The 25,154-nt window shown below is 39.5% G+C and carries 25 protein-coding genes and 1 riboswitch; of the genes, 5 read left to right on the top strand and 20 right to left on the bottom strand.

Annotated elements, in window-relative coordinates; genetic code table 11:
- Positions 1-23: 23 nt before the first annotated feature.
- Positions 24-503 (top strand): hypothetical protein, encoded by a 480-nt coding sequence (locus HRT96_RS17485; protein ID WP_293159281.1) that lies wholly within the window; start codon positions 24-26, stop codon positions 501-503.
- 3 nt (positions 504-506) lie between these two features.
- Positions 507-1,559 (top strand): hypothetical protein, encoded by a 1,053-nt coding sequence (locus HRT96_RS17480; RefSeq protein ID WP_293159279.1) that lies wholly within the window; start codon positions 507-509, stop codon positions 1,557-1,559.
- A gap of 65 nt (positions 1,560-1,624) precedes the next feature.
- Here HRT96_RS17480 and HRT96_RS17475 read toward each other — a convergent pair whose 3' ends face one another.
- Both HRT96_RS17475 and rluF read right to left on the bottom strand, forming a co-directional pair.
- Entirely contained in the window at positions 1,625-2,287 is a 663-nt protein-coding gene (locus HRT96_RS17475; protein ID WP_293159277.1) for a hypothetical protein, read from the bottom strand.
- A 9-nt stretch (positions 2,288-2,296) separates the two neighbouring features.
- Positions 2,297-3,532 (bottom strand): 23S rRNA pseudouridine(2604) synthase RluF, encoded by a 1,236-nt coding sequence (rluF, locus tag HRT96_RS17470; protein ID WP_293159275.1) that lies wholly within the window; start codon positions 3,530-3,532, stop codon positions 2,297-2,299.
- A 262-nt stretch (positions 3,533-3,794) separates the two neighbouring features.
- Here rluF and HRT96_RS17465 point away from each other — a divergent pair, with 262 nt between their 5' ends.
- The gene (locus tag HRT96_RS17465) at positions 3,795-4,643 is read left to right on the top strand and encodes a S1-like domain-containing RNA-binding protein (protein WP_006031940.1); all 849 of its coding nucleotides are present in this window, start codon (positions 3,795-3,797) and stop codon (positions 4,641-4,643) included.
- A gap of 131 nt (positions 4,644-4,774) precedes the next feature.
- Here HRT96_RS17465 and HRT96_RS17460 read toward each other — a convergent pair whose 3' ends face one another.
- From HRT96_RS17460 to clpS, 3 genes are all read right to left on the bottom strand, one after another.
- Positions 4,775-5,140, bottom strand: a complete 366-nt coding sequence (locus tag HRT96_RS17460) for a hypothetical protein (protein WP_006031941.1) — start codon at positions 5,138-5,140, stop codon at positions 4,775-4,777.
- Between the two features lie 82 nt (positions 5,141-5,222).
- Complete coding sequence (gene clpA / locus HRT96_RS17455) at positions 5,223-7,496, bottom strand: ATP-dependent Clp protease ATP-binding subunit ClpA (RefSeq protein WP_293159273.1); 2,274 nt, start codon at positions 7,494-7,496, stop codon at positions 5,223-5,225.
- Positions 7,497-7,538: 42 nt separating this feature from the next.
- On the bottom strand, positions 7,539-7,853 hold the full coding sequence (clpS, locus tag HRT96_RS17450) for an ATP-dependent Clp protease adapter ClpS (RefSeq protein ID WP_293138647.1): 315 nt from the start codon (positions 7,851-7,853) through the stop codon (positions 7,539-7,541).
- Between the two features lie 264 nt (positions 7,854-8,117).
- Here clpS and cspD point away from each other — a divergent pair, with 264 nt between their 5' ends.
- Positions 8,118-8,339 (top strand): cold shock domain-containing protein CspD, encoded by a 222-nt coding sequence (gene cspD, locus HRT96_RS17445; RefSeq protein WP_198435395.1) that lies wholly within the window; start codon positions 8,118-8,120, stop codon positions 8,337-8,339.
- Between the two features lie 67 nt (positions 8,340-8,406).
- On the opposite strand, the gene HRT96_RS17440 is transcribed toward cspD, so the two are convergent.
- The 3 genes from HRT96_RS17440 to HRT96_RS17430 all read right to left on the bottom strand — a co-directional run bounded on the left by HRT96_RS17440 (position 8,407) and on the right by HRT96_RS17430 (position 14,761).
- Entirely contained in the window at positions 8,407-12,186 is a 3,780-nt protein-coding gene (locus HRT96_RS17440; protein WP_293159271.1) for a translocation/assembly module TamB domain-containing protein, read from the bottom strand.
- The gene (locus HRT96_RS17435; RefSeq protein WP_293159269.1) at positions 12,186-13,919 is read right to left on the bottom strand and encodes an autotransporter assembly complex family protein; all 1,734 of its coding nucleotides are present in this window, start codon (positions 13,917-13,919) and stop codon (positions 12,186-12,188) included. Before HRT96_RS17435 ends, HRT96_RS17440 begins: the two co-directional genes overlap by 1 nt.
- A 203-nt stretch (positions 13,920-14,122) precedes the next feature.
- Positions 14,123-14,761, bottom strand: coding sequence for a deoxynucleoside kinase (locus tag HRT96_RS17430; protein WP_293159267.1), 639 nt, complete (start codon positions 14,759-14,761; stop codon positions 14,123-14,125).
- Positions 14,762-14,969: 208 nt separating this feature from the next.
- Here HRT96_RS17430 and HRT96_RS17425 point away from each other — a divergent pair, with 208 nt between their 5' ends.
- Positions 14,970-16,310 (top strand): DEAD/DEAH box helicase, encoded by a 1,341-nt coding sequence (locus HRT96_RS17425; protein ID WP_293159265.1) that lies wholly within the window; start codon positions 14,970-14,972, stop codon positions 16,308-16,310.
- A 143-nt stretch (positions 16,311-16,453) separates the two neighbouring features.
- Here HRT96_RS17425 and moaE read toward each other — a convergent pair whose 3' ends face one another.
- The 12 genes from moaE to moaA all read right to left on the bottom strand — a co-directional run bounded on the left by moaE (position 16,454) and on the right by moaA (position 24,939).
- Entirely contained in the window at positions 16,454-16,909 is a 456-nt protein-coding gene (gene moaE, locus HRT96_RS17420; RefSeq protein WP_293159263.1) for a molybdopterin synthase catalytic subunit MoaE, read from the bottom strand.
- Entirely contained in the window at positions 16,910-17,155 is a 246-nt protein-coding gene (gene moaD, locus HRT96_RS17415) for a molybdopterin synthase sulfur carrier subunit (RefSeq protein WP_293159261.1), read from the bottom strand.
- 18 nt (positions 17,156-17,173) lie between these two features.
- Positions 17,174-17,650, bottom strand: a complete 477-nt coding sequence (gene moaC / locus HRT96_RS17410) for a cyclic pyranopterin monophosphate synthase MoaC (RefSeq protein ID WP_293159259.1) — start codon at positions 17,648-17,650, stop codon at positions 17,174-17,176.
- A gap of 15 nt (positions 17,651-17,665) precedes the next feature.
- Positions 17,666-18,172 (bottom strand): molybdenum cofactor biosynthesis protein B, encoded by a 507-nt coding sequence (gene moaB / locus HRT96_RS17405; protein ID WP_293159257.1) that lies wholly within the window; start codon positions 18,170-18,172, stop codon positions 17,666-17,668.
- Positions 18,173-18,333: 161 nt separating this feature from the next.
- The gene (locus tag HRT96_RS17400; RefSeq protein WP_293159255.1) at positions 18,334-18,858 is read right to left on the bottom strand and encodes an RNA methyltransferase; all 525 of its coding nucleotides are present in this window, start codon (positions 18,856-18,858) and stop codon (positions 18,334-18,336) included.
- A 149-nt stretch (positions 18,859-19,007) separates the two neighbouring features.
- Complete coding sequence (locus HRT96_RS17395) at positions 19,008-19,142, bottom strand: TIGR02808 family protein (protein ID WP_293159253.1); 135 nt, start codon at positions 19,140-19,142, stop codon at positions 19,008-19,010.
- Positions 19,143-19,163: 21 nt separating this feature from the next.
- On the bottom strand, positions 19,164-19,736 hold the full coding sequence (locus HRT96_RS17390) for a NapC/NirT family cytochrome c (RefSeq protein ID WP_293159251.1): 573 nt from the start codon (positions 19,734-19,736) through the stop codon (positions 19,164-19,166).
- Between the two features lie 30 nt (positions 19,737-19,766).
- Positions 19,767-20,234, bottom strand: coding sequence for a nitrate reductase cytochrome c-type subunit (locus tag HRT96_RS17385; RefSeq protein ID WP_293159249.1), 468 nt, complete (start codon positions 20,232-20,234; stop codon positions 19,767-19,769).
- Positions 20,235-20,323: 89 nt separating this feature from the next.
- Positions 20,324-22,810: a periplasmic nitrate reductase subunit alpha gene (gene napA, locus HRT96_RS17380; RefSeq protein WP_293159247.1), complete on the bottom strand. Its 2,487-nt coding sequence runs from the start codon at positions 22,808-22,810 to the stop codon at positions 20,324-20,326.
- Positions 22,807-23,079 carry a chaperone NapD gene (locus HRT96_RS17375; protein ID WP_006031963.1) on the bottom strand — a complete coding sequence of 91 codons (273 nt, stop codon included), beginning with the start codon at positions 23,077-23,079 and terminating at the stop codon, positions 22,807-22,809. The genes napA and HRT96_RS17375 overlap by 4 nt, the downstream gene beginning before the upstream one ends.
- Positions 23,080-23,125: 46 nt before the next feature.
- Positions 23,126-23,608: a ferredoxin-type protein NapF gene (gene napF, locus HRT96_RS17370; protein WP_293159243.1), complete on the bottom strand. Its 483-nt coding sequence runs from the start codon at positions 23,606-23,608 to the stop codon at positions 23,126-23,128.
- Between the two features lie 353 nt (positions 23,609-23,961).
- A complete protein-coding gene (moaA, locus tag HRT96_RS17365) occupies positions 23,962-24,939 on the bottom strand; it encodes a GTP 3',8-cyclase MoaA (protein WP_366051692.1) in 978 nt (325 codons plus the stop codon).
- Positions 24,927-25,074, bottom strand: a riboswitch (molybdenum cofactor riboswitch). It overlaps the preceding gene by 13 nt.
- Positions 25,075-25,154 lie beyond the last annotated feature (80 nt).

Below are 25,154 nucleotides of genomic sequence, written 5' to 3'. Positions count from 1 at the left end.
AAAACCGAAATTAGCAGGTAAACATGTTTAAAGGATTAAACTTACACATTTTTTGCGTCGGACTACTCATTATTTCACTCTCCCCACCATTTTCTGCCTCCGCTAATGCAGATACGGATGAAGATGAAGGCCGAAGTTTTGCCGTATTTTCATTGAACAATTCCTTTCCAGTACTGAGTAAAAGTAAAGTCAGGATGATTTATAAGGGGAAAGTAAAACGTATCAACAAGGAAAACATTGATCTTGTAGATCTAACTGAAGATAACAATGATAAAGCCAATTTTTACCAAAAATTACTCGGTAAATCGCTATCTCAAATGAATGGTTACCGAGCAAGTTTAGCATTTTCAGGAAAGGGGAATCTACCTGTGACAATATCAAATAATGATATTGCCTCTATACTCAATTGGTTGAAAGCAAACCCAAATGGTATCGCTTACGCCACCATCAAGTCATTACCAGAACATGTTAATGTTTTATTCGTTTTAGATCCGGAGGAATAAAGCATGAAAATATCAAACATTTGCTTTATCGCAACAACACTATCACTGACTACATTTACGACCAACGCAAGAATAAACCTAACTGATGATATTTCTTTGAGTGGTTTTGGTTCGACATCTATTACTCAATCGAATAATTCCACGCCATTATATGTAAACAGGGAGATCACCGATGACACTTGTTACGATTGTGATACCACGTTAGGCTTACAAGGTGATATCCGCTTTAACGATAGCTTTAATGCATCAATTCAAGTTGTTAAACGTCCTCAAGATGATTGGTCGTCACCCGAGTTAGAATGGGCATATATTGGTTATAGCATTTCCGATTTTAATTTAAAGATTGGTCGACTACGTTTGCCTTTATTTCTAAGTTCAGAGTATTACTATGTCGGACAAGCTTATACCCCAGCTCGCCCATCACAAGAAGTATATAACTCAGTCTTAGGGATCACGTCTTATGAAGGTATTTCTGGCACTTGGGATATTGAACTGAACGACGATAGTTATTTAACACTTACTCCTTATGCCAGTATCGAAAGTGATGGGACTGTGGATGTAGGAGTCGTTAGCTATGACTTTGATATCGAAAAAACGCTAGGTTTTCACAGTGAAATTAGTGGCTTTGATTATCGAATTATGTTTAATTATGCCCACTTTAAATATGCTGTTGATGTAACAACGCCACTTGGAAGCCAGCATTATGCTACTGACAGTATCAATATTTATACCTTAGGTATTGAGAACTCTTGGGATCAATTGACGTTAACAACTGAAGTATTAATCGATAAGATGCATTTCAATTGGTATTCCAGCATTAGTTATAATATTGATAAGTTTACACCGTATGTGACTTATGCCGAATCACACCACGCCCAACAAAATAACTCGCTTTTATTGGGACTACGTTATGAGTTAACAACAACGGTATCGTTAAATGCTGAATGGAAATATACTGATGCAAACGGTGGCAGTAATGGTGAGTTAATTACAGCGCCTACTGATGGTGACACTGATGTGCAGTTGTATACGTTAATGCTTAATTTTATCTTTTAGATAAACCGTCCAATTAAATAATTGAATAACGCTAGGTCATTAATTACCTAGCGTTATTCATGTCATCATGCTTCGGTTTGAGCTTCGACTATATCGGCAATAATCTGCATGCGCTCTGCGCCCGATATACCGATATAAAGACGACTAACACGAACAGCATAACCAAACTTATCTTTACCCAGCGCTTTAACCAACTCTGGTAATAATATTGCATCGAGATGAAACGTTTTTATGTAATGTTCGATTGCATGCTCAACGCTGACAAAGTCGGTACCATCAAAGGTAAAGCCACCAGCCTCATCATCTGCAGCAAGCGGGATACCGTCAACACACAAAGGCCAACCTGCATAGTTAACCCTTTCTTTTGTCATGGTAAACATCATCCAGGCGCTTCGTTTAAAACCTTCAAATGCCGCACCTTCAAATTCAGACTCTTGCAACTCTTGCTCAGTCCAATTTGAACCAATGCTTAACACTTTTTGATATTTACGCGTTAACGCTGCCTTTACGGCATTGCGGTATTGATAAATAGACTGACAACGGGCCGTTTTAACAACCGACGTACATTCGGTACACGCAGGCACCGATAAAGGATCATGCGGCGCGTTATGTATATCATCGGCAGAAAATGGGATGTTAACATCACTATTAGATGGCTCGCCACAAAATAAACACGTGTAGCGGACATCAAACGGAATGTCTATCTTAGGGTAATAATCAAATGACATTATATTGGACTACTTCTTTTTCAACGACAGAGTACCTTTAACACGAGGCGCAGCTGGACTAGCTTTAGTGGCATTAGCCAACTTGGCTTTTTCACGGTCAGCAATAATACTGAAACGCGTAGCAGGTTTTTTTCGTTCTTTTTTCTTTTCAGCCGAGTTAAAACGCGCTCTTGATGCAATTTGTTCATCGGAATAAGACGCCGATTTATCTTGCTGAACTAAATCTGCAGACATATCAGGAGACATATCAGGAGACACATTAGATGAAACATCAGCATCAGACGATTTTTCATTTTGCGTCCAAAAATTCGACGTCGGTTGATCGTCTTTATCTAGATCAACGACTGTTTCATCTTGATCCCAAGAATCTGAACTCGCTTCATCATTCAAAATTTGACCAGGGGTTGCTGCATAGTCACCGTAGCCAAAACGCTTCTGACGTGCGGCACTGTTAACGCCACGTTTTGAATGTTGGCCTTTTACCTTAGGCTTAACTTGACCATAATCAGACGCTTCTTCGGTACTGCTAGAACCTTCAACCATCGCGTTTATTTCTGTCATTTCATTATCTGTTAGCAGACGCCACTGGCCAGTCGCTAAACCTTTAATATCAATGTTCATAATACGGGTACGCGTGAGTGATTTCACTTGGAAACCAAAATGCTCACACATACGTCGGATCTGTTGATTTAGACCTTGCGTTAAAATTATTTTGAATTCAAAGCGACCTTCACGCGTTACTTTACAGGGTTTAGTGACCGTGTCTAAAATTGGTACACCGTGCGCCATACCGGTTAAGAATTTATCTGTCACCGTGCTATCAACTTTAACAATATATTCTTTTTCGTGCGCATTACCGGCACGTAGTATTTTATTAACAATATCACCGTCATTAGTTAAAAAGATAAGACCTTCTGAGGGTTTATCAAGACGACCAATTGGGAATATGCGTGTACTGTAGTCAATCAAATCAATTACATTACCGTGAATGTGACGCTCAGTTGTACACGTGATGCCTGCAGGTTTATTTAAGGCAATGTAGATACGTTTTTGTTTTTCTTTAACGGGTCTACCATTTACAGAAACCATATCGCCATCTGACACTTTCGTTCCCATTTCTGGAATTTTACCATTAATGGTTACGCGACCTTGTTCAATTAAGCGGTCTGCCTCACGGCGAGAGCAATAACCCGTGTCACTGATATATTTATTAAGTCGTGTTAGTTTGATGTCTTGTTGCGTCATGATAATTTATACTAATATTAAGGGAATTGGGAATTGCGAAAAGGTTTTGAGAATTTATACTTCAGAAAGACCGCAATTATGTGCGCGGAGTATAACAGAAGGCATTATTATCAAGCAATATTAGTGTATATATTTAACCTTTCACGTAATTAATACTAATTCATCCGCAAATATTGGTTTTTTTTCACGCTTCGTGGTACATTGCCCGCATTATTGGGTGATCTATAATTACCCTCATTATTTCAAGACAGAGCAAAGCACTATGGCAGAATTAGGTAAGTTAAATACCTTAGAAATTATCAAAGAAACTGGATCGGGTTTCTACCTGGACGGCGGTGTATTAGGTGAAATACTGTTACCTTTTACAAACTCACCATTGGATATAGATATCGGTGATGAGCTTGAGGTATTTATCTACCTTGATTCAGAAGACCGTATCATTGCAACAACGCAAAAAGTACTGGGTGCAGTTGGCGAGTTCGTCATGCTAAAAGTAAAACAAGTAAACAATGTGGGTGCATTCCTTGATTGGGGCTTAGACAAAGATCTGTTAGTACCATACAGTGAACAACGCACCCCATTACAAGTGGGTCGCGAATATCTTGTCGCTATTTACTTAGATCGTATTCATGGTCGTATTACAGCAACAACAAAACTAGATCGCCATGTTGACAATACGCCAGCACGATACAAAATACATGAACAAGTTGAAATTACACCTGTTGATCCAACTGATCTTGGTTATAAAGTCATTGTAAATAACAGCCATTGGGGTGTTGTATACAAAAATGAAATGTTTAAGAAATTAAACCGTGGCGAAAAACAAAAAGCGTACATTCAAAAAGTACGTGAAGACGGTAAAATTGATATCTTACTGAATGAACCCGGTCACGGTAAAGTATCAGACTTTAGCCAAGTGTTATTGTCAGAACTAAATAAACATGGTGGTTTCATGCCAGTGACAGATAAAACTGACCCTGAAACAATCGCGCGTTTATTTGGTGTAAGTAAAAAAACATTCAAAAGCGCAGTAGGCCAATTATTCAAGAAAGGTATCATTGATATCGTTAAGACGGGTAACGTTGGTTTACAAGTTAAAGACAGTGAATAATACACGCTATAAATAGTTTTAGTCCTATCTATCAACGCCGATAATACTAACACTGATGATAATAAAAATGGAAGCCAATTGGCTTCCATTTTTTGTTCTACGTCACTGTAATTTGAATGCTTAATTATGAATTAATGAACAATTTGCAAAATGGCAACGTTAGCTTGTTTATCCATTTCAGCAGAACCTAAGATCATAATCAACTCGTCATCAGAGTAAGCAGATAAGTCGTTAGCTTGTTCGATAATATCTTCCATAACAGGGTTCAAGTCACCGTCATGAACTCGATGCCATTGATAAAAACTAATCAGTAAAACTTGTAACACATAACCTTCATCTAATAAAGCTACGTCAATACCACTTTCTAATGCCACCGCTTCCAATGTTTCAATATCAAAGGAAACACTGCCGTCATCATCCAGTTCTAGTTCTAGTGAATCAAAATTAATCCCATCAGGGATACTAATTTCGACTCTAGTTAATGCGGAAATATCCATATTGCATTCCCTCTTTAAGTCAAGCATAGTTACAAAATAACACTAATTCGAAAAAAAACAAGCTTATACAGCATTCAACGTATTATGTTTCTGTTGCAGTTACCTTGGCATTCGTAAATGTAAAAGCTAACTCATCACCTTTCAATTGAATATCAACCGCACCACCATTTGATAGTTTGCCAAACAAGATTTCATTAGCAAGGTTGCGCTTAATTTTGTCTTGAATAACACGCGCCATTGGTCTTGCACCCATGGTTTTATCATAACCTTTATTCGCTAACCATTTACGCGCATCGTTTGATACGTTCAATGTCACTTGCTTGTCATCAAGTTGGGCTTCTAACTCAACTAAGAATTTATCCACAACCATATGAATAACATCCATATTTAAGTGATTAAACCAAATAATATTATCAAGACGGTTACGGAATTCAGGCGCGAATATTTTATTCACCTCACCAAGAGCATCACTATTATTATCTTGCTCTTTAAAACCGATTGACTGGCGAACGGTTTCAGCTGCACCCGCATTCGTCGTCATCACCAGTATAATATTACGGAAGTCCGCTTTACGGCCATTATTATCCGTTAGCGTACCGTTATCCATGACTTGTAATAACAAGTTAAACACATCTGGATGCGCTTTTTCGATTTCATCTAAAAGCACAACTGCATGTGGCTGTTTGATAACCGCATCCGTTAATAAACCACCTTGATCATAACCTACATAGCCAGGAGGCGCACCAATCAGACGAGATACAGTATGACGTTCCATATACTCAGACATATCAAAACGAATTAGCTCAACACCCATTATTTTAGCTAAGCGTTGAGTCACCTCTGTTTTACCGACACCCGTTGGACCTGCAAATAAGAATGAACCAATTGGTTTAGTCTCTGCACCAAGACCAGAACGAGATAAACGGATCGCATCAGTGAGCACTTCAATCGCAGGATCTTGACCAAACACAACCATCTTCAGGTTACGTTCTAAGTTTTTAAGCACATCACGATCGTTTGATGACACTGATTTTTCAGGAATTCGAGCCATTTTTGCAACAATAGACTCAATTTCACCGATACCAATTGTTTTCTTACGTTTATTCTCTGGTAATAAACGCTGTTTCGCCCCGGCTTCATCCATTACATCAATTGCTTTATCAGGCAGTTGACGTTCGTTAATATACTTCGCAGATAATTCGGTGGCAGCACGTAGTGCTTTCGCGGTATAGCGTACATCATGATGCTCTTCGTAACGTGATTTCAACCCTTGCAGGATCTTCACCGTATCATCAATAGAGGGTTCCACTATGTCTACTTTTTGGAAACGTCGCGCCAATGCACTATCTTTTTCAAAAATCTGGCTATATTCAGAATAGGTCGTCGAACCGATACAACGTAATGAACCATTACTGAGTAGTGGCTTTAGTAAGTTAGCGGCATCAAGTTGTCCACCAGATGCGGCACCAGCACCAATGATGGTATGAATTTCATCAATGAACAAAATAGCATCATCATGTTTTTGTAACTGTTTCAATAATGATTTAAAACGTTTTTCAAAGTCACCACGATATTTGGTACCGGCAAGCAGTGCACCTAGGTCAAGAGAAAATACCTGAGTATTTTTCATTATATCAGGCACTTCTTTATTCACAATACGATATGCGAGACCTTCAGCTATTGCTGTTTTACCTACCCCAGCCTCACCCACTAACAATGGGTTGTTTTTACGACGGCGACATAAGATTTGAATCGTACGAGTGAGTTCTTCATCGCGTCCAATTAATGGATCAATGCGCCCTTCAACAACCAATTTATTCAAATTCGCTGAGAAATTTTCAAGTTTTGTCGATTGATCGTCACTATCATTGAGCGCTTGTTCTGATGCATCCTGATTATCTTCAATCCCTGGTTCTTCGTCGTTTTTACGAATACCATGTGAAATAAAATTAATCACGTCAAGACGGCTCATGCCTGACTTTTTCAAAATATAAGCAGCTTGTGATTCTTGTTCACTGAAAATAGCGACAAGCACATTGGCACCTGTTACTTCATTATTCCCTGAAGATTGCACATGAAACACAGCACGTTGTAATACTCGCTGAAAACCAAGCGTCGGTTGTGTTTCTCTGTCTTCGTCTGACTCAGGTAAAATAGGTGTTGTCTGTTCTAAAAAAAGCAGTAGTTCATCACGAATAGCATCGATATCACCAGAGCAGCCTTTGATTGCTTCGCAGGCCGATTTGTTACTTAAGAGTGAAACGAGTAAGTGTTCGACCGTCATAAACTCATGGCGATTTTCACGTGCAGTTTTAAACGCTTCATTTAGCGTGATTTCAAGATCTTTGCTTAACATAGGCATCTCCCTATAACTACGTGTTGCGTAATATTACTATCATTACGCTTGTTCCATGGTACATAATAAGGACTGTTCGTTATCTTTCGCATATTGCATCACCTGTGATACTTTTGTCTCGGCTATCTCAGCCGTAAATACACCACAAACACCCCTGCCCCGATAATGAACAGTTAACATGATCTGGTTAGCCTTATCTATATCCATAGAAAAAAACCTTTGTAGTACATCTACAACGAAATCCATTGGAGTATAGTCATCATTATTCAAAAACACTTTGTAAAACGAAGGTGGTTTGAGTTCTAGTTCACTTTCTATACTTGTTTTGAAATCAATCAGTTCATCTAACTTACTCATAATTCTATCTTAGTACCTATCAGAGATTTGGGCTAATAACTTTCAACCTTTCGACTAAGTTTACCCCATTTTAACCATTATTAGGAATATTAACTTGACTATAGTTGCGAATAAACTAAATTTATTAACAAGATGCATTATAATGTTAACATTCTAGCAACCTATTATGTTAATCGTTATATACATCTATCACCCTTCTGATCAATAGGGGGAAAGACAATTCAGTAATCAAACAATTTGCAATTACAGAAAGGATGCAGAAGTATGGCAACCGGTACGGTTAAATGGTTCAATAACGCGAAAGGATTCGGCTTCATTTGTCCTGAATCTGGTGGTGATGATGTGTTCGCGCATTTTTCTATCATACAAATGGATGGATACCGCACATTAAAAGCAGGGCAACTCGTGGATTATGAAATAGATGAAGGACCAAAAGGCTCTCACGCTATTTCCATTTCAGCGCATGAGACAAGCGAAATAAAATAACAGGTCTTCTACCGTGATACAAAGCAGCTTAGCTGCTTTTATTTTACCTGTCTTTTGATCATTCATATTAACGACTAAACTTGTAATATAAATCGACGGCACTATCGACACCTGTCACTAACTCTATATACAGCTTTGGTATAATCTCGTACCGTACAACAACTTCACTTAAGTCCGAAAATAAACCAATGCCGTAGCGGATCTGAACACCAGGTAATACATAACCACTTACTTCAACCCGAGTATCGTCACCCTGTCCTCGCGTATCAATAGTAAAGTCTTTAACACCTAATGTATCACCTAAGAAACCGATAACGTCTTTACCTTGGCCTAGACTGGAGCCTATGAGCATTGTGGTAATAACAACATCCTGACTGGTTTCGTCTTCCGAGTTTATATCGCGACCACGCAATAAATACGAAATCATTCTGGTCTGCTGCATTTCCGGTTCTGAAAATATCGTAAAAACAGGTTTTTTTACTGGTCCAATTAAGCGAATACCAACAATCACATTATCTGCGGTTAGCTCTGTATTACGTATTGCTTCAACATTAATATATGGGTTTTCAACCGAGCCAGAGAAAACAACCTGACCTTTACGAATATAGAGGTCTTGTCCAAACGAACGATAACGACCGTTTTCAAACTGCAACATACCATCAGAAAACAAATTGCCATCTTCATCAAGCACAATGCTTATTGCTCCGGTAACATTAGATTCTAAACCAAAAGAATCAATTTTAACGTTATCTAACAGCTTGATGTTCACTTGAACATCAAGTGGGTAAGTTTGTTTTACAGTAAAATCATCTGAATCAATAATAATGACATCATTAGAAACTTGGATCGCATTTTGCGGTAATTTTTCAACTTTAATTAGCGCATAAGTTATGACAATATCGCCCGTTACTTTCGCCCCTTTATCATCACCTTCAACTATAATTTCAGGGCTAAAATGAAGCTTTAAGCCCTTATTATCGTCAAATTCGAAATTGTCACCGTGTAACAACATTCGGTAGTTGAATTCGTCCCCCCACGCAAGGCTACCCGTGATCATTGCCAAGCCCTTACCTGAATTAGCGCTACCTGTAATACTGGCTCTTTCCCCACTGGACTCGATACTGAATTGAAAATTTTCCAACGTAACAGGTAATTCGTCCCCCGCTAAATAGCCATTATTGACATTAAACTGACCAATAACCTCAGGCTTATCTAATGTACCACCAACGATACAGGCACCGGAGACAACACCATTAAGTACATCGACCTGATAAATCAACGGTTCAATAAATGCGAGGTCAATGTCAGTGATATTTATATCACCACTCAATTCTCGGCTATCAAAGAGATCATCGATACGAATATCACTTGTCATCCCACCCAGCTCACGGGATTGAATATTAGTTGTTACGCTTACACTAAACTCGTCTAACCGAACCTGCATTGTTAGGGTGTCAAAATTTGCGGTACTACTTTCTTCTTCATTATAAATAAGTGCCGAGCCATCAGTGATACTCACTTCCGAATTTAGCTGTAACGGTTGTCCTTTACCCCAAGTCACTTGACTAACAATATTCAGTAAACCTTCAATTTCAAGGTTATTGGCGGTTTCTAAACCCAGTTTATTAATATCATAGTCATGTAATTGAAACTCAAACTTATCCGCATCTTCAAATTTACCGTCAAAACCTAAACATAATTTTGCTTGTTTTTCATTCCAACAATGTTGTTCAACAGAAAGGTAATAGTTTTTATCAGAGAACGAAAGTTCGACATTAGGATCAACTATCCAATTTCCGTATTCAGAGTTAATACGTCCTTTCGTCACTTTGCCTCGCCAAACCTCACCCAGCCAAGAACCAGCGACCTTCAATTCCGCGTTGTTTTTTTCATTTTCAATATTTAAACTAATACTATTACTACCATTGCCGGCTTTGTATTCGACTGCGACCTTACTAATCAGCTGTTCACCAATGTTCAATTCTTCGCCCGACAGTGCGATCACGCCCTCTGGACGTTCCGTCAAACTGATTCGACCATTTAGATCTGCGCGTGATAATTTATTATTTTCCAATGCCAGATGATCTGCGAACAAATCGAAATTTAGCCAAGGTTTGGATTTATGACCAATAACAGTAAAATAACCAAACGCACTGCCTTTACTTCCAGCAAGATAGGGGGCTAATGATTTTACCTCGACTTCGCCGCCTAACTTAAATTGCTCATTGATGATACCGTCGAGTCGAATAGAATCGTCACCATGGGAAAGAGCAAAACCATTCAAATGCCAATAAAGATCTTGATTTAACGTGAGTTTCCCTTGTAACGTTAATGGATAACCAGCCATATCCGCAGCAACATTAATATCATGTATATCTACACGCCAATCATTATCTGATTCGAGTTTAAAATCGATTTTCGCATCACCATTGGGCCTGAGTTTCACTTCTGGCCAGTATTTATCTAACTGTACGCCTTTCGTTGCTATGTCACTGCTAACCTTAATACCATCAACCCAATCTAGTTGTGCTGATGCAACGACAGTCCCGCCCAAAGTCTGAGCGTTTATGGTAGAAAACAATAACCCTTGTAAACTGCCCTTCCCCTCTGCATCTAGATTAATCAACGGTGCATTATCAATGTCTAGGGATCCGGAAAAAACGATATTATAGTCATCTAAATCGCCTTGTAATGATAACGAACCGTCTTTTGCCTCTATATAAGCAGGTGACAATAATGGCCAGCCTAAATGCTGCCAATTAGCCTGGATCGTAAATGGTAAAGCAGGCTGTAATGGCGATAATGAGGCATCTATGTGGGTATTGAACAGTCCGGAGGTCTTAATCGCCAAGTTGATTTTATCAAGGTTACCGCCCGCTTTTACGTCAATAACAAGGTGATTTAATAATGCTGGCTGTTTGAATGTCGTGCGGGCATTTACATACAAAGGATAACCTTGCTGTAATACAATACTTCCTTTTATGCTGGTATCAGCCTGGGGCATATCAACGACAAGTTTTTCAATGTTCACCTCTCCGGCATCAATAAATCCGATTAAATCGATTGCATTAAAATCAAGAAATAAGTCGTTAATCTGAAGTTTAGATTGCATCAATTTAGCGTCATGCACATCGACACGTAATGGAATTGATACCTGATAAAGCTCAAATTCATTTAATAGTGCTGACACAGTATCTAAGTGTTTATTATTTTCAACGCGAGCGATAGCTTGTTTAGTGCTTGCTAGCGCGTTGCTTTGTTCAGCCGTCAGCACTTGAACAAATACATTTGTCGTTTTAACTTGGGTAACCGAGATATCTCGTCCTGATAAATTCACCGCTCCTTCAAGCCGATCGGCGGTTATTTTGGTATTGGCGATAACAACATTGATATGATGAATATCAATGTTGGCAACACGAATAAAAATAGGGATGTCTAGCTGCCAGTCATTATTGCTAATTTGATCATCAAGTTCAGCAATACGTGTTAAGGCATCACCTAAATCTATGCCTAAAAGTACGTTACGTTCTTTTGTAAGGGCCATCGAATAGCTGACGGTAGCAGCATTAAGCGAATTGACACAAAGCTCACCACCGAATAAACAAGATAAATCAATATCGTAATCTAAATCAATAATTGAGAGTTGAAGTAAATCGCCTTGCCAATCTATTTTTGTCCAGCGCGCTTGATTAAATACAGTGCCGCTATCAAGTTCAAGATGCAGTGGTAACCCTGCGTTATTTAGTTTCTCAACAAGGTATTGGTTACCAGCATGGCTACCAAGCAACGCGGTAATGCTGGCCAGCATGAAAATCAGTAAGACAAACGTGATTTGAAGAAAACGCATTACAATTCAGGTCCAATATACAAGTGAAAAGTATACTTAGTATCCGTATCAGAATTAACCGGCACCGCAAAGTCAACTTTAACAGGGCCGATCGGTGTCATCCAACGAATACCTGTACCCACACCAATACTAACCGGTTCAGAAAAGTCATTGGTTGAAGTACCTGCATCCACAAAAAGGCCAATTCGCCATTTCTCAGCAAACTGATAACCGTACTCAAACGAACCCGCAGTTAGATATCGACCACCGATATAGGCATCTGTCGCATCAACAGGCGTAACCGTTTCATATTGATAACCACGGATACTCTGGCTACCACCAGCAAAAAAACGCATTGAAGCAGGCACACTTTCAATTTCATCGACATAGATAGCACCAAGATCAAGTCGCGTAGTAAAAAAGTGGGTTCGATCAAGAGAGCGTAAATACTTCGTTCTGCTTTGTACTTTAGCCATGTTAATGTCAGCGCCCCAATAACGACTAGCCACTTCAAAACTAAAAAGTTGTTGATTACCCCAATACGGATCGACACCACCGCGTTGTTTTGTTCGTGCAAAACTAACACCTGGTAACACCATAATGCTACTACCAACTTGACTCGCTTGAGTAAAATCTTCTTGTTCAAATTTGACAAACCAAGTACGTAACCATTTTGATTCTAGTTCAAATTGACGCTGTAACTGTAACGTAAACAGTTTACTTTCGGTATCTTCATTGTCTTTACGTTGATAACCAAATTGAATTTTAGCGATGTTAGTGATTGGATCTTCAATGGGAATATCATAGTTAAAGGTAAATTCTTGCTGTACTGTCGAATACTCAAATTCTGCAGAAACACTGTCACCGCGATTGTTGATCCAAGGTTTCTTCCAGCCTAACGTCCCTCTGAAACCGACATCACTCAAATAACCAACACCAAGCTCATAAGTATTACTGGGATGGTTAATCACAGTGATCACGATTGGGACTTTACCGTCTTTCCTGGCGTTAATGTCAGGCACGACAGAGGCCGAGTGGAAATAACGACTGTTGAACAATGCTAAACTATACTCGGCAACTAAATGCGACTCATAGGCTTGCCCTAACTGAAAGGTTGCTAATTCAGTGACGACAGTCTCAGACTTGGTTTGATTAGATAACACCGAATCACCAAATACATATCGCTGCTTACTGTCGAAAATAAGATCTACATCCGCACTATTCTTCTTAATACTAACCCGCACTTCACTTTGCACCCACTTACCGTCAAAGTAACCCCGTGCTAATGCTAATTTTGTAATTCCAGCTTTAAATTGGTCATAATCTTGATGCGATAAATAATCACCGGACTTAAGCGGCACAGTACTAAGCAGTTCTGAAAAAGCAGGATCATTACCCGCTTCACCGTTGATCCGAATATTAATCTTTGCAAGTTTAATTCTGTCACCAAGTTTGATGTCGATAAATGCAATGAGTTCATCATCATCTAGCGTCAGGTTAACCGTCGTTTCTGAATGATAAAAACCGAATACTTGAAGAGATTCAATGATATTTTTTCGGACTTTAGATTCAAAATAACTGTAGTTATTACCTTTCGGTGTAGATATTGTCGACAAATAAGAATTGACGTTATCTTCGATAGCACCGGAGACACCTTTAATTTCGAAATCAACACTTGAGACAGCAAACGCAGAAAGAGAAAAAACTGAAGAATATAACAATAGAATAAATGTGAATGGAGCTGATAATTTCACTAACTCAGGCCTTAACTTAGCACAGTTCAAATATAGAATCGTACTTCCAATGTAAAGGAAAATGGAAAGTAACAGATTAGTCTAATTAGTAGAAAAAAACAATGGCGTGGTATTTACTACACCATTGTATACACCCACGCTACGTCGAGCAGTGCAATCAGCAAAGCTCTGATATAGCTTATGAAGTAGTTTGGGTATATTAACTAAAGGCCTTCGCTAATAATGCGCTTAGCTAAGGTTGTTGGGCAACCAAACTCAGTCCAATCTTCAGTCAGTAGCACGGTGTCATATTTACGGCAAATGTGCGGTAAAAATGTGTCATGACAATCAGAAATTAATTGCAGATATTCACGTGGTGTACCTTGCTCCGCATCACGAGCGCGTGAAAGCATACGTGTATAAGCCGTTTCAGTGTCACAACGTAGATATACAACAGCCGATACACGCGGGTAATCGACTAGTTTAGTTTGGATATCGTAATAATAATCAAGATCTTTGCCATCAGGGCGGCAAGCTTCTGCTAGATTCGCTTGGCAGAACACTAGGTCAGAGAATAATGAACGTTCAATAATATAATTAAACGCAGGATCTAAATCTTTACAGATATCCGCTCTTTTATTGGTAATGTAGCGTTGAAATTCAATGCGACGTGTCGAGTCTACCGTAAACGCTTGTAACAATCGTTTAAACTCTGGATCTGAATCCACGTCTTCTAAAATTAATTGCCAGTCAGCATTATCATGTTCTGTTAATTCTTTAGCCAACAAAGGGAGCAATGTTGATTTACCGACACCGATATTGCCTTCAATTGCGACTAGTTTAAACGTTTGCTCATTGCTCATTATAAAACCTAGGATGCTAATATAAGCGGAAGATTATAACATATCGTCAGTGCTATCCAAGCTCAAGCATGTTTAAATACTAAGCAACTTAATAAATTAAGTCTGATTTATTTATCCGTTAACGTAAATGATACATTCACCTAAGTTATTTATTACTGTATAATATGCCGCCTTAATGAGGCATATTGCCCAGTTGCTAGGATATCCAATGAAATTTTCATCATATAGTTTTACTCCCGAAATTTTACGCGCGCTAGATGCTTGTAATTATGACCAAATGACGCCTGTACAACAGCAAGCTATTCCAGCAGCTGGTCGCGGTAAAGATATTCTAGCGAACGCACAAACCGGTACTGGTAAAACAGCCGCGTTTGCTTTACCTATCTTGCAACAAATCGCAGATACGCCAAAAGACATCCACTCAGGCAGCGTACGCGCACTAATCTTAGTACCGACACGTGAGCTAGCAGCACAAGTAACAGATAACATTCAAGCGTATAGCCAATTCATGGAACTTAACGTAGTGAGCGTATACGGTGGCGTTAAAATGGAAACGCAAACTAAACAGCTTAAACAAGGTGTTGATATTTTAGTCGCTACACCTGGCCGTTTATTAGAACACCTACAACTTAACCATACCAACCTTGCTAACGTTGAACACTTAGTACTAGACGAAGCCGATCGTATGCTAGATATGGGTTTCATCACCGATATTCGTAAGATCTTAGAATCTATATCGAATGATTTCCAAACAATGCTTTTCTCGGCAACGTTATCTCAACAAATGAAGCACCTAGCAAATGAATTACTGACTAGCCCAGTGATTGTTTCAGCGTCAAAAGAAAACTCGACAGCGTCAACCATTAAACACGTTATTCACCCTGTTGAGCAGCGCCGTAAACAAGAATTACTTTCTGAGTTAATCGGTACTAAAAACTGGAAACAAGTATTAGTTTTTGTTAACACCAAAGAAGCAGCTAATAACATCGTTAAGGAATTAAAACTTGATGGTATTAAAGCTGACGTTTGTCACGGTGATAAAGGTCAAGGCGCACGTCGTCGTGCATTAACTGAATTTAAAGAAGGTAAAATCCGCGCACTTGTTGCAACAGATGTGGCTGCACGTGGTCTTGATGTTCAAGGTCTTAAGTATGTAGTTAACTATGATTTACCTTTCTTAGCTGAAGATTATATTCACCGTATCGGTCGTACAGGCCGCGCGGGAGAAACGGGTAATGCAGTATCATTTGTATGTCGTGAAGAAGAACATGGTCTGGCTGACATCGAAGCGATGATCGGTTATAAGATTGAACGTCAAGTAGTAAAAGGTTATGAAGTAAGTAACCGTGATCGTCTGATTGCTGATATCAGTGGCCGCGCTGCGCATGAGCGTCGTCAACCTCGTCGTAACAAAGCTGTTGGTGAAGAAAACATTGAACACAAGCCAAAAACAACGGCGCCAACGAAAAAAGCAAGCAAAGGTAAACATCGTAAAACAAGTGCTAAGTTACACCGTAAAGGTAATGTTTTGGCGCCAAAACAAAAATAAAAGCTAGCTTAGCTATTATTACGTAAAGATAGTAGGCCCTATTAAATAACCTCATTTGGTTTTTTTAATAGGGCCTTTTTTATTATTTACAAAACATTATTTACAAAAACAGTGTCTGCAGGAACATTGCAGCTATTCAGCAATTACTTCCAACGGTCGGCTGCTGTCGTATCCGTTTCTCGGGCATCGACCCAATGAGAGCCGTTTTCAGTTGCTTCTTTTTTCCAGAATGGTGCTTGGGTCTTTAAATAGTCCATAATGAATTCGCATGCTTGAAAAGCATCACCACGGTGCATACTGGCCACACCAACGAACACAATCTGGTCACCTAACGCTAACTCACCAATACGGTGGATCACTTTAACACCTTGAATTGACCAACGTGTTTCTGCTTCAATCAAAATCTTAGCCAGTGACTTTTCAGTCATGCCTGGATAATGCTCAAGCGTTAAACCTGATACGCTATCACCCTGGTTGAAATCACGAACCTTACCGATAAAAGTAACGACTGCACCAGTACTGTGGCTTTTACCTAACGCCGCATATTCAGTCGCTAAATCAAAATCTTCAGTTTGAATTTGAATAGTATCTGTATTCATTTAACCTCCAGTAACGGGTGGGAAAAATGCCACCTCGACACCGTCGTTAAGCGGCGAGTCTAAACTACAGATTTCTTGGTCAATAGCCACCAGCAATTTATCAGAATCAAGCGCCAGCGCCCACTTATCGCCTTTAGCAGCGAGTACTGCACGTAATGCATTCACTGATTCAAATTGGCCCGTCACGTCTAATTCCGCGCATTCAACCAATTCTCTAATTTGTGCAAAAAATAATACTTTAATCATTACAATACCCTGTGTAATCTAAACTTTAAAATGGCCTGACTTGCCACCCGTCTTCTCAAGTAGCTTAATACCATCAATAATAATATCTTTTTGAACCGCTTTACACATATCATAAATCGTTAATGCAGCAACGGATGCGGCTGTTAACGCTTCCATTTCAACGCCAGTTTTACCCGAAAGCTTGCAACACGTTTCGATGCGTACAAGGTTGTTTTCTGGCTCCGGCGTTAATTCAACCGTCACTTTAGTCAGCATAAGCGGATGACAAAGCGGAATAATATCAGACGTTTTTTTCGCGGCTTGGATGCCTGCAATACGAGCAGTCGCAAATACGTCACCTTTATGGTGGTCGCCCGACATGATTAGCGCGAGTGTTTCTGCCGACATACGCACAATAGCTTCCGCTCTTGCTTCACGTTGCGTTACTTCTTTTTCAGTAACATCAACCATATTTGCTTCACCAGAAGCATTTACATGAGTAAATTGTTGAGACATTAGAATTCCTATTACTTAAATATGTGGCATAAAATTGCATGGATGATGAGAACTATTTAACTGCTCACGTAAGATCTTATTCCAGCCCGTTTTACATGCACCCGTTGAACCCGGCATACAAAAAATAACCGTTTTATTGGCAAAGCCACCCACTGCGCGGCTTTGAATTGTCGAGGTTCCGATCTCATCATATGAAACAGCACGGAATAATTCACCAAAGCCTTCGATCGCTTTATCAAATAATGGTTGTACCGCTTCAGGCGTTGTATCCCGTGCAGTAAAGCCAGTGCCACCGGTAATTAGTACACCTTGAATATCTTCATCAGCAATCCATTGAGATACAATCGCACGGATCTTATATTTATCATCAATGACGATCTTTTTATCTATTAAAATATGACCGTCAGCAACAAGAGCTTCAGCAAGAAAGCGCCCTGAAGTATCTGTGTCTTCATTACGGGTATCGGATACGGTTAATACAGCAAGCTTTGCGGCTTTAAACCCTGATTCAGCATGGCTCATTATTTTTCCTTTTCAATTCAGTCATGTTAATTAAACAATTATAAGACATTGAGTTCATCGGTCGTTGATCTTGATCAGCTAGTAAATAACGTAAGTGTTAGCAGCAGCATAATTAAACAAGCTCAACGCTGAAAATGACCATCACACGTCGTTACTATTTGTTATTTACTATTTACAGTCACTTTTACTTTTACTTTGTTGTTATTGTCGCGACTGTCTCGAATCAATGCATCATTGGCGATGGTATCTGCAGATTTGGCAAGACGATCGTATAAAAGTACATTCACAGTTGCTGCAAGGTTCATACAGCCAACGGTAGGCACATAAACAACCGCAGATGCACGATCAATTACTTTTTGATCTATGGTGCCGTCTTCAGGACCAAAGATATAGATAACATTATCAGGATGCTCAAACGCGGGTAACGGAATTGCGCCTTCCGCTAATTCAACACAAACAATATTGGTTGATTCTGGAATACTATCAAGCCAGTTATCAACACCCGTTAATGGTGTTTTAGCCGCGATATTCTGGGTGTCGGTTTGAAAGGCTGAAGCACGATCGTATCTTACGCCGGTATAATAAACCGCATCCGCTTGATAACAGCCAGCAGCGCGCATGACCGCGCCAACATTAGTAGGACTTTTAGGATTGGTTAAACCAATCGATACATTTTTATTTTTCATTCAATGCTTATTTTATCAATAATAAACGGGATCTTGTAGGGGTTATAATACAGGGATATGAGGTCTACCTCAAGGCTACACTGGAGAACAAAAAAGGCCGTATTTATATAAATACGGCCTTAACATTACTTATTTAGTTTACGTAGCGATTATTTATTTTTATCCGCAGTAAAAGACAATGCCCATACCGAAAACCCTGCTACGCCAAGAAAACCAGCGAGTAAAATAACCGGTATTGCCGTGTAACCTAGGATATGCCAAATAACGTATTCTAACGTACTCATAATCGTGTTTCCTTTTTCTATCTACCAACCAGGTACGTCAGACATATCTGGTAGTTGATGGGCAATACCTTTATGGCAATCTACACATGTTTTTTCGCCACTCGCCAATGCTGTAGAGTGTTGCTTTCTACTACGCGGGCCTTGCTCAGAGAAATCCATGTACTCAAAGTTATGACAATTACGACATTCTTGTGAATCATTTTCTTTCATACGTTGCCATTCACGTAACGCCAGATGCTTACGGCGAGCCTCAAATTTTTCTTGAGTTGAAATCGTCCCCATTAAGAATGCTGCAATTTCCTTACTCGCTTGTACTTTACGTACAATTTTATCCGTCCAGTTATGTGGTACGTGACAATCAGAACAGATTGCACGAACACCCGAACGATTCGAGTAGTGGATTGTTTCTCTTAATTCTTTAACAATAGGCGCGTGACAAGCAGAACAAAATTCTTCTGTATTTGTCGCCTCCATACCCATGTTAAACGCACCCCAAAAAATAATACCACCGATAAAGCCCATCGCTAAGACAGTCCCAACCGCCGCTTTACTTGGTGTCGTTAATGTACGCCAAAATTTTAAAATTAGTTTCATTTTATCGCCTCACCTTTCATTTGAGATAAATCAACGCAATGAATCTACACGTTTAAAATCATTGTCGATTAACGGTGATGCGTCTGCTTGTGTCACATGGCACTGCAAGCAGAAGTAACGACGTGGTGAGACGTCTGATAATACTTCGCCTTCACGTGATTGATAGTGCGTGACACTGATCTTAGTCGCACCCATTTCACCCGCGTATTTCCAGCTGTGACATGACAGACATTTGTTCGCATTTAAAGACACTTCATAATGGCGTGTTTGATGCGGAATAAGTGGCGGTTGATATACGTAATCGCGATCGATGGGACTACGATCTTTGATCACACGTTTTAACTCATCCGCTTTACGTGTGATATCTAACTCAGTAATACCACGCAGTGATGCAACACCACCGTTGTTTACATTTTCAATTTTCGTCGTTTCGGTGCTTTGTGCCGATACAGAGAATAAAATCCCCGCAGTTAGCAGCACAGCCAATAATTTTCTCATATTATGTTCTCCGCCAATTGGCAAATAAATCTGTTATTTGCCAGCATAACGTGCTGGCAAAATGGTTAGCTAAAATATGCTGTTGATCGTTACACTTTGGTAATTTTGACCGCACATTTTTTATAATCCGTTTGTTTTGATAACGGATCGGTAGCATCTAGACATACCTTGTTGATTAATACTCGCGCATCAAACCAAGGAACAAATACTAAGCCTACCGGTGGACGGTTACGGCCACGCGTTTCCACACGACAACGTACTTCACCACGAACAGATTCAATCAGAACTTCATCACCACGACGAACATTACGTTTTTTCGCATCATCAGGATGGATGTAACAAAGCGCATCCGGCATTGCACGGTAAAGTTCTGGAACACGCGCTGTCATCGAACCTGAATGCCAATGCTCTAGAACACGACCAGTACATAACCACATATCATATTCTTCATTCGGCATTTCAGGTGGCGCTTCATAGGGTGCAAAAATAATATTCGCTTTACCATCAGGTTTACCATAGAACTCAAAACCTTTACCTTTACCTACATACGGATCACTGCCTTCAGCAAAACGCCATTTTGTTTCAACACCATTAACCACAGGCCAACGTAAACCACGTACAGTATGATAAACATCATAAGGGGCTAAATCATGGCCATGACCGCGACCAAAGCTTGCATACTCTTCAAATAGGCCTTTTTGCACATAGAAGCCTTGATCTTGTGCATCGTCATTTAGTTCTTGCGCTTCGCTAAGTGGAAATGCATCAACGTTACCATTTTTGTACAATACATCGTACATCGTCTTGCCACGATGCTCTGGCATCTTAGCTAATAGATCTTCACCCCAAACTTCTTCAATTTTGAAACGTTTAGAGAATTCCATTAACTGCCACAGATCCGACTTAGCGCCTTCAATCGATTTAACTTGTTGATACCAAGCTTGCGTACGACGTTCAGCATTACCATAAGCACCTTCTTTTTCTACCCACATTGCCGTTGGTAAAATAAGATCTGATGCTTGCGCTGTTACTGTTGGGTACGGGTCAGAACAAATAATGAAGTTAGCTGGATTACGGTAACCCGGTAACCCTTCTTCCATCATATTAGGTGCAGCTTGCATGTTGTTATTACACATAGTCCAATACGCATTTAACGTACCATCCTTAAGTGCACGGCCTTGTGCAACGGCATGTAACCCAGGTTTCGCAGGAATAGTACCTTCGGGAAGTTTCCAAATTTTCTCTGCAATAGCACGATGCTTAGGATTTTTAACCACAAGATCGGCTGGCAGACGGTGTGAAAATACACCCACCTCACGTGCTGTACCACACGCCGATGGTTGACCCGTTAACGAGAATGGACCATTACCCGGTTGTGATATTTTACCAACAAGTAAATGGATGTTGTAAACAAGGCTGTTCATCCATACACCGCGAGTATGTTGATTCATACCCATTGTCCATAAAGACATTACTTTGATGTTTGGATCGGCATATTGCTTCGCTAGCGCAATCAGTTTTTCAGCCGGTACACCTGAAATTTCAGACGTTTTTTCAACAGTGTATTCAGCAACAGACGCTTTGTACTCGTCAAATGTCATTGCCGACAATTTACCCGAGTTAGGATTCTTCGCTTTTGCCTGCATTGGATGTTCGTCACGTAAGCCATAACCGATATCAGTTGCAGTACGTTTAAAGTGAGTATGCTTGTTAACAAAATCCCAGTTTACTGCATCATTTTGGATAATGTAGTTAGCAATGAAGTTAGCCATTGCTAAATCAGATTGAGGATGGAAAATAATTCCCATATCAGCAAGCTCAAAAGAACGATGCTTATAAGTAGATAATACATTTACTTTAACATGCTGATTGCTTAAACGATGGTCTGTAATACGCGTCCAAAGAATAGGATGCATTTCAGCCATGTTTGAACCCCAAAGTACAAACGAGTCTGCATTTTCGAAGTCATCATAACAACCCATCGGCTCATCAATACCAAAGGTACGCATGAAACCGCCTACCGCAGAAGCCATACAGTGACGCGCATTTGGATCAATGTTATTTGAACGGAAGCCAGCTTTCATTAATTTAACCGCTGCGTAGCCTTCCATTACGGTCCATTGGCCTGAACCGAACATACCAACAGATTCAGGGCCATTTGCTTTTAACGATGCTTTCCACTTCTCTGCCATGATATCAAACGCTTGATCCCATGAAATTGGTGCAAATTCACCATCTTTAGCGAATTTACCATCTCTCATACGAAGTAGCGGCGTTGTTAAACGATCTTTACCGTACATGATTTTAGATAAGAAATAACCTTTAACACAGTTAAGGCCTTTGTTTACCGGCGCTTCAGGATCACCCTGAGTCGCAACAACTCGACCGCCTTGGGTACCGACTAATACAGAACAACCGGTACCGCAGAAACGGCATGGGGCTTTGTCCCATTTGATTTTTGTTTCATCACTACTTGCAATCAAATTTGTTGCGCTAGTAGGAAGAGTAACGCCAGCAATTGAAGCCGCAGCGACTGCAGCATTTGCCTTAACAAATGCACGTCTGGTTAATTTCATAGATCATCCTCACATGATGGATCAATAGTTTCAATTTGATGAAAAACAAGAGAAGTACTTAAGACATGTTCGAAATTATTGATTTTATCAATAATATCGGTAACAAATTTCTGATTAGTGGTTTCTAATACAGTGATAATTTTTCCCTCTTCACTATCACCGTAAATTTCAGCGTCTGGGATCGCTGCGATTTTATTTTTCACGATTTCCAAAAATTCTGGTTTTACGTGAATAATTAAACTCGATATATGAACTTCTTGTTCTGCCATTTTATGACCTTATAATTATTATAAAACATATTCTTAATAACTCGATTTAACGGTTAGCACTCACCGTAATTGCATTTACAGGGCAACTCGATACACACGCACCACAACCGTTACAATCATCTAATACAACATCAGGACTCACAAACGTTGTAGTCGTAAAATTAAATGCTAAAGCTTCGAATTCGCATGATTCCGCACAACTTCTGCAATATACAGACCCAATATTTAAGCAGCTATTTGAAATGATTGCTTTATTTGGCCATGCTTGTGTTTGGGCTAAATCAAATAAATCTTCTTTACAGTGATTTACACATTCTTTACAAAAACTGCATTCAGATACGCTAAAATCAATCTCAGGGAATCCACCGTCCCCCACTATTATAATTTGCTCTGGGCAAGCGGCAGTACAATCACCACAGCGTGTACATTTATCTGTAAAGTCTAAGTCTGCTTTTAACCAAGGTAGACGTACAACATTGTCTTGTTCTTTACGACGAAATAACGCACGTCGTGCTAGGTTAATACTCATCAAAACTACCTTATGAAAATAACTTTGCTAATGTGAAAAAATGAAGGCGCACATCAGTTTATAAAGATATTGGATTCATGATGATACAAATAGCGACAGCTCAACATACTCACTAATGGGTAATATGAACAAAACTTAATTTAGATCAATAATTACAGCCGAATTTAAGACAACTTAAGTCAACTTAAGTCAACTTAAGACAACTTAAGTCGAGAAATGCTTAAAATTATAGCTAACAGTTGTAATATTCGCCTTTATTATGGGGGTTAAATATAGCGTAAGCTTGTATTACGCTATATTTGAAAAATTAAAAAGAGATTTAAAGAAAGGATAACTTTGTATATATTCGGATTTTAGCCGCCAATAGACGCTAAATGAGGGGTACTTGCAGTAATACCTTGCTGTAGAAAATGAGTCGACTTCTTATCTGACATATGTTCAAAAACACGCGCAATCAGTGCGGGTTGTTGACTGTCTTCTTGTAGTAAGTCTCGTAATTCAACACCCTCTTCACCAAACAGGCATAAATGTAACCGGCCTTTAGTCGACACGCGTAAGCGGTTGCAAGTTGCACAGAAGTCTTTCTCGTATGGCATAATCAAGCCAATTTCGCCAACATAATCAGGATGTACGAATACTTGTGCGGGGCCGTCCGCCTTGCCTCTTACTTTACCAACCCAGCCTTGTCGCTTTAATTTGTCACGAATACTGACACCAGATACGTGGTGTTTATCAAACAATGCCTGATTATCACCCGTTTGCATTAATTCAATAAAGCGTAATTGAATTGGTCTCGTTTTGATCCAATTCAAAAAATCACCAAGCTCAATATCATTTAAATTACGCATTAGCACCGTATTGACTTTTACGGTTTCAAACCCGGCAGTAAAAGCGGCATCAAGACCCGCCATTACTTTATGGAACATATTTTTACCGGTAATTTGACGGAACATGCGAGGGTCTAAACTATCAATACTGACATTTAATGCGTCTAACCCCGCATCACGCCATTGTTGAGCATATTTTTCGAGGTTAAAACCATTTGTTGTCGTGGCCACTTTATTAATTTTGGGGATCGCGGCGATATCCGATATTATATCCGTGAAGTCTTTTCTTAACGAGGGTTCACCACCAGTAATACGGACCTTTTCAGTACCCATTTCAGCAAACCCTGTCACGATACGTCGTAATTCATTACGCTCTAGAAATTCAGGTTTACCTTCGGCTTTATAACCATCCGGTAGGCAGTAGTTACATTTGAAATTACAGACGTCTGTAATTGATAAGCGTAAATAATAAAATTTACGCGAAAACTGATCTTGAAGTTGCATAAACACCTTTCCAAATACGGGAGGCCTAATCATTTCTGATTAAACCCTTATAGCAAATTTCAAATGCTATGAGTCCTTAAGATCATATTTAATTTTATAAATTTAGATCGTTAAGGATCGGAGTTTGATTAATATTAATTTTTATGGTCGCTAAACTTAAACTATTTTTTAGTAAACTTAAAGGCATAGGTAAAGTAATTGTAGTAGAAAATGAT

Origin of the sequence: Moritella sp. (assembly GCF_013215705.1) — a bacterium.
Lineage (GTDB): Bacteria > Pseudomonadota > Gammaproteobacteria > Enterobacterales > Moritellaceae > Moritella.
This window is presented reverse-complemented; position numbering and strand designations above follow the sequence as displayed.

Bases quoted from the DNA above. Each gene is read 5' to 3' on its own strand.
- HRT96_RS17460 (WP_006031941.1), bottom strand. From the start codon at position 5,140: ATGGATATTTCCGCATTAACTAGAGTCGAAATTAGTATCCCTGATGGG.
- clpS (WP_293138647.1), bottom strand. From the start codon at position 7,853: ATGAGTAAGTTAGATGAACTGATTGATTTCAAAACAAGTATAGAAAGT.
- HRT96_RS17485 (WP_293159281.1), top strand. From the start codon at position 24: ATGTTTAAAGGATTAAACTTACACATTTTTTGCGTCGGACTACTCATT.
- rluF (WP_293159275.1), bottom strand. From the start codon at position 3,532: ATGACGCAACAAGACATCAAACTAACACGACTTAATAAATATATCAGT.
- HRT96_RS17375 (WP_006031963.1), bottom strand. From the start codon at position 23,079: ATGGCAGAACAAGAAGTTCATATATCGAGTTTAATTATTCACGTAAAA.
- moaE (WP_293159263.1), bottom strand. From the start codon at position 16,909: ATGAATACAGATACTATTCAAATTCAAACTGAAGATTTTGATTTAGCG.
- moaD (WP_293159261.1), bottom strand. From the start codon at position 17,155: ATGATTAAAGTATTATTTTTTGCACAAATTAGAGAATTGGTTGAATGC.
- HRT96_RS17475 (WP_293159277.1), bottom strand. From the start codon at position 2,287: ATGTCATTTGATTATTACCCTAAGATAGACATTCCGTTTGATGTCCGC.
- HRT96_RS17480 (WP_293159279.1), top strand. From the start codon at position 507: ATGAAAATATCAAACATTTGCTTTATCGCAACAACACTATCACTGACT.
- napA (WP_293159247.1), bottom strand. From the start codon at position 22,810: ATGAAATTAACCAGACGTGCATTTGTTAAGGCAAATGCTGCAGTCGCT.
- HRT96_RS17430 (WP_293159267.1), bottom strand. From the start codon at position 14,761: ATGAGCAATGAGCAAACGTTTAAACTAGTCGCAATTGAAGGCAATATC.
- HRT96_RS17425 (WP_293159265.1), top strand. From the start codon at position 14,970: ATGAAATTTTCATCATATAGTTTTACTCCCGAAATTTTACGCGCGCTA.
- napF (WP_293159243.1), bottom strand. From the start codon at position 23,608: ATGAGTATTAACCTAGCACGACGTGCGTTATTTCGTCGTAAAGAACAA.
- HRT96_RS17440 (WP_293159271.1), bottom strand. From the start codon at position 12,186: ATGCGTTTTCTTCAAATCACGTTTGTCTTACTGATTTTCATGCTGGCC.
- moaA (WP_366051692.1), bottom strand. From the start codon at position 24,939: ATGCAACTTCAAGATCAGTTTTCGCGTAAATTTTATTATTTACGCTTA.
- HRT96_RS17385 (WP_293159249.1), bottom strand. From the start codon at position 20,234: ATGAGAAAATTATTGGCTGTGCTGCTAACTGCGGGGATTTTATTCTCT.
- moaB (WP_293159257.1), bottom strand. From the start codon at position 18,172: ATGAGCCATGCTGAATCAGGGTTTAAAGCCGCAAAGCTTGCTGTATTA.
- cspD (WP_198435395.1), top strand. From the start codon at position 8,118: ATGGCAACCGGTACGGTTAAATGGTTCAATAACGCGAAAGGATTCGGC.
- clpA (WP_293159273.1), bottom strand. From the start codon at position 7,496: ATGTTAAGCAAAGATCTTGAAATCACGCTAAATGAAGCGTTTAAAACT.
- HRT96_RS17395 (WP_293159253.1), bottom strand. From the start codon at position 19,142: ATGAGTACGTTAGAATACGTTATTTGGCATATCCTAGGTTACACGGCA.
- HRT96_RS17465 (WP_006031940.1), top strand. From the start codon at position 3,795: ATGGCAGAATTAGGTAAGTTAAATACCTTAGAAATTATCAAAGAAACT.
- HRT96_RS17390 (WP_293159251.1), bottom strand. From the start codon at position 19,736: ATGAAACTAATTTTAAAATTTTGGCGTACATTAACGACACCAAGTAAA.
- moaC (WP_293159259.1), bottom strand. From the start codon at position 17,650: ATGTCTCAACAATTTACTCATGTAAATGCTTCTGGTGAAGCAAATATG.
- HRT96_RS17400 (WP_293159255.1), bottom strand. From the start codon at position 18,858: ATGAAAAATAAAAATGTATCGATTGGTTTAACCAATCCTAAAAGTCCT.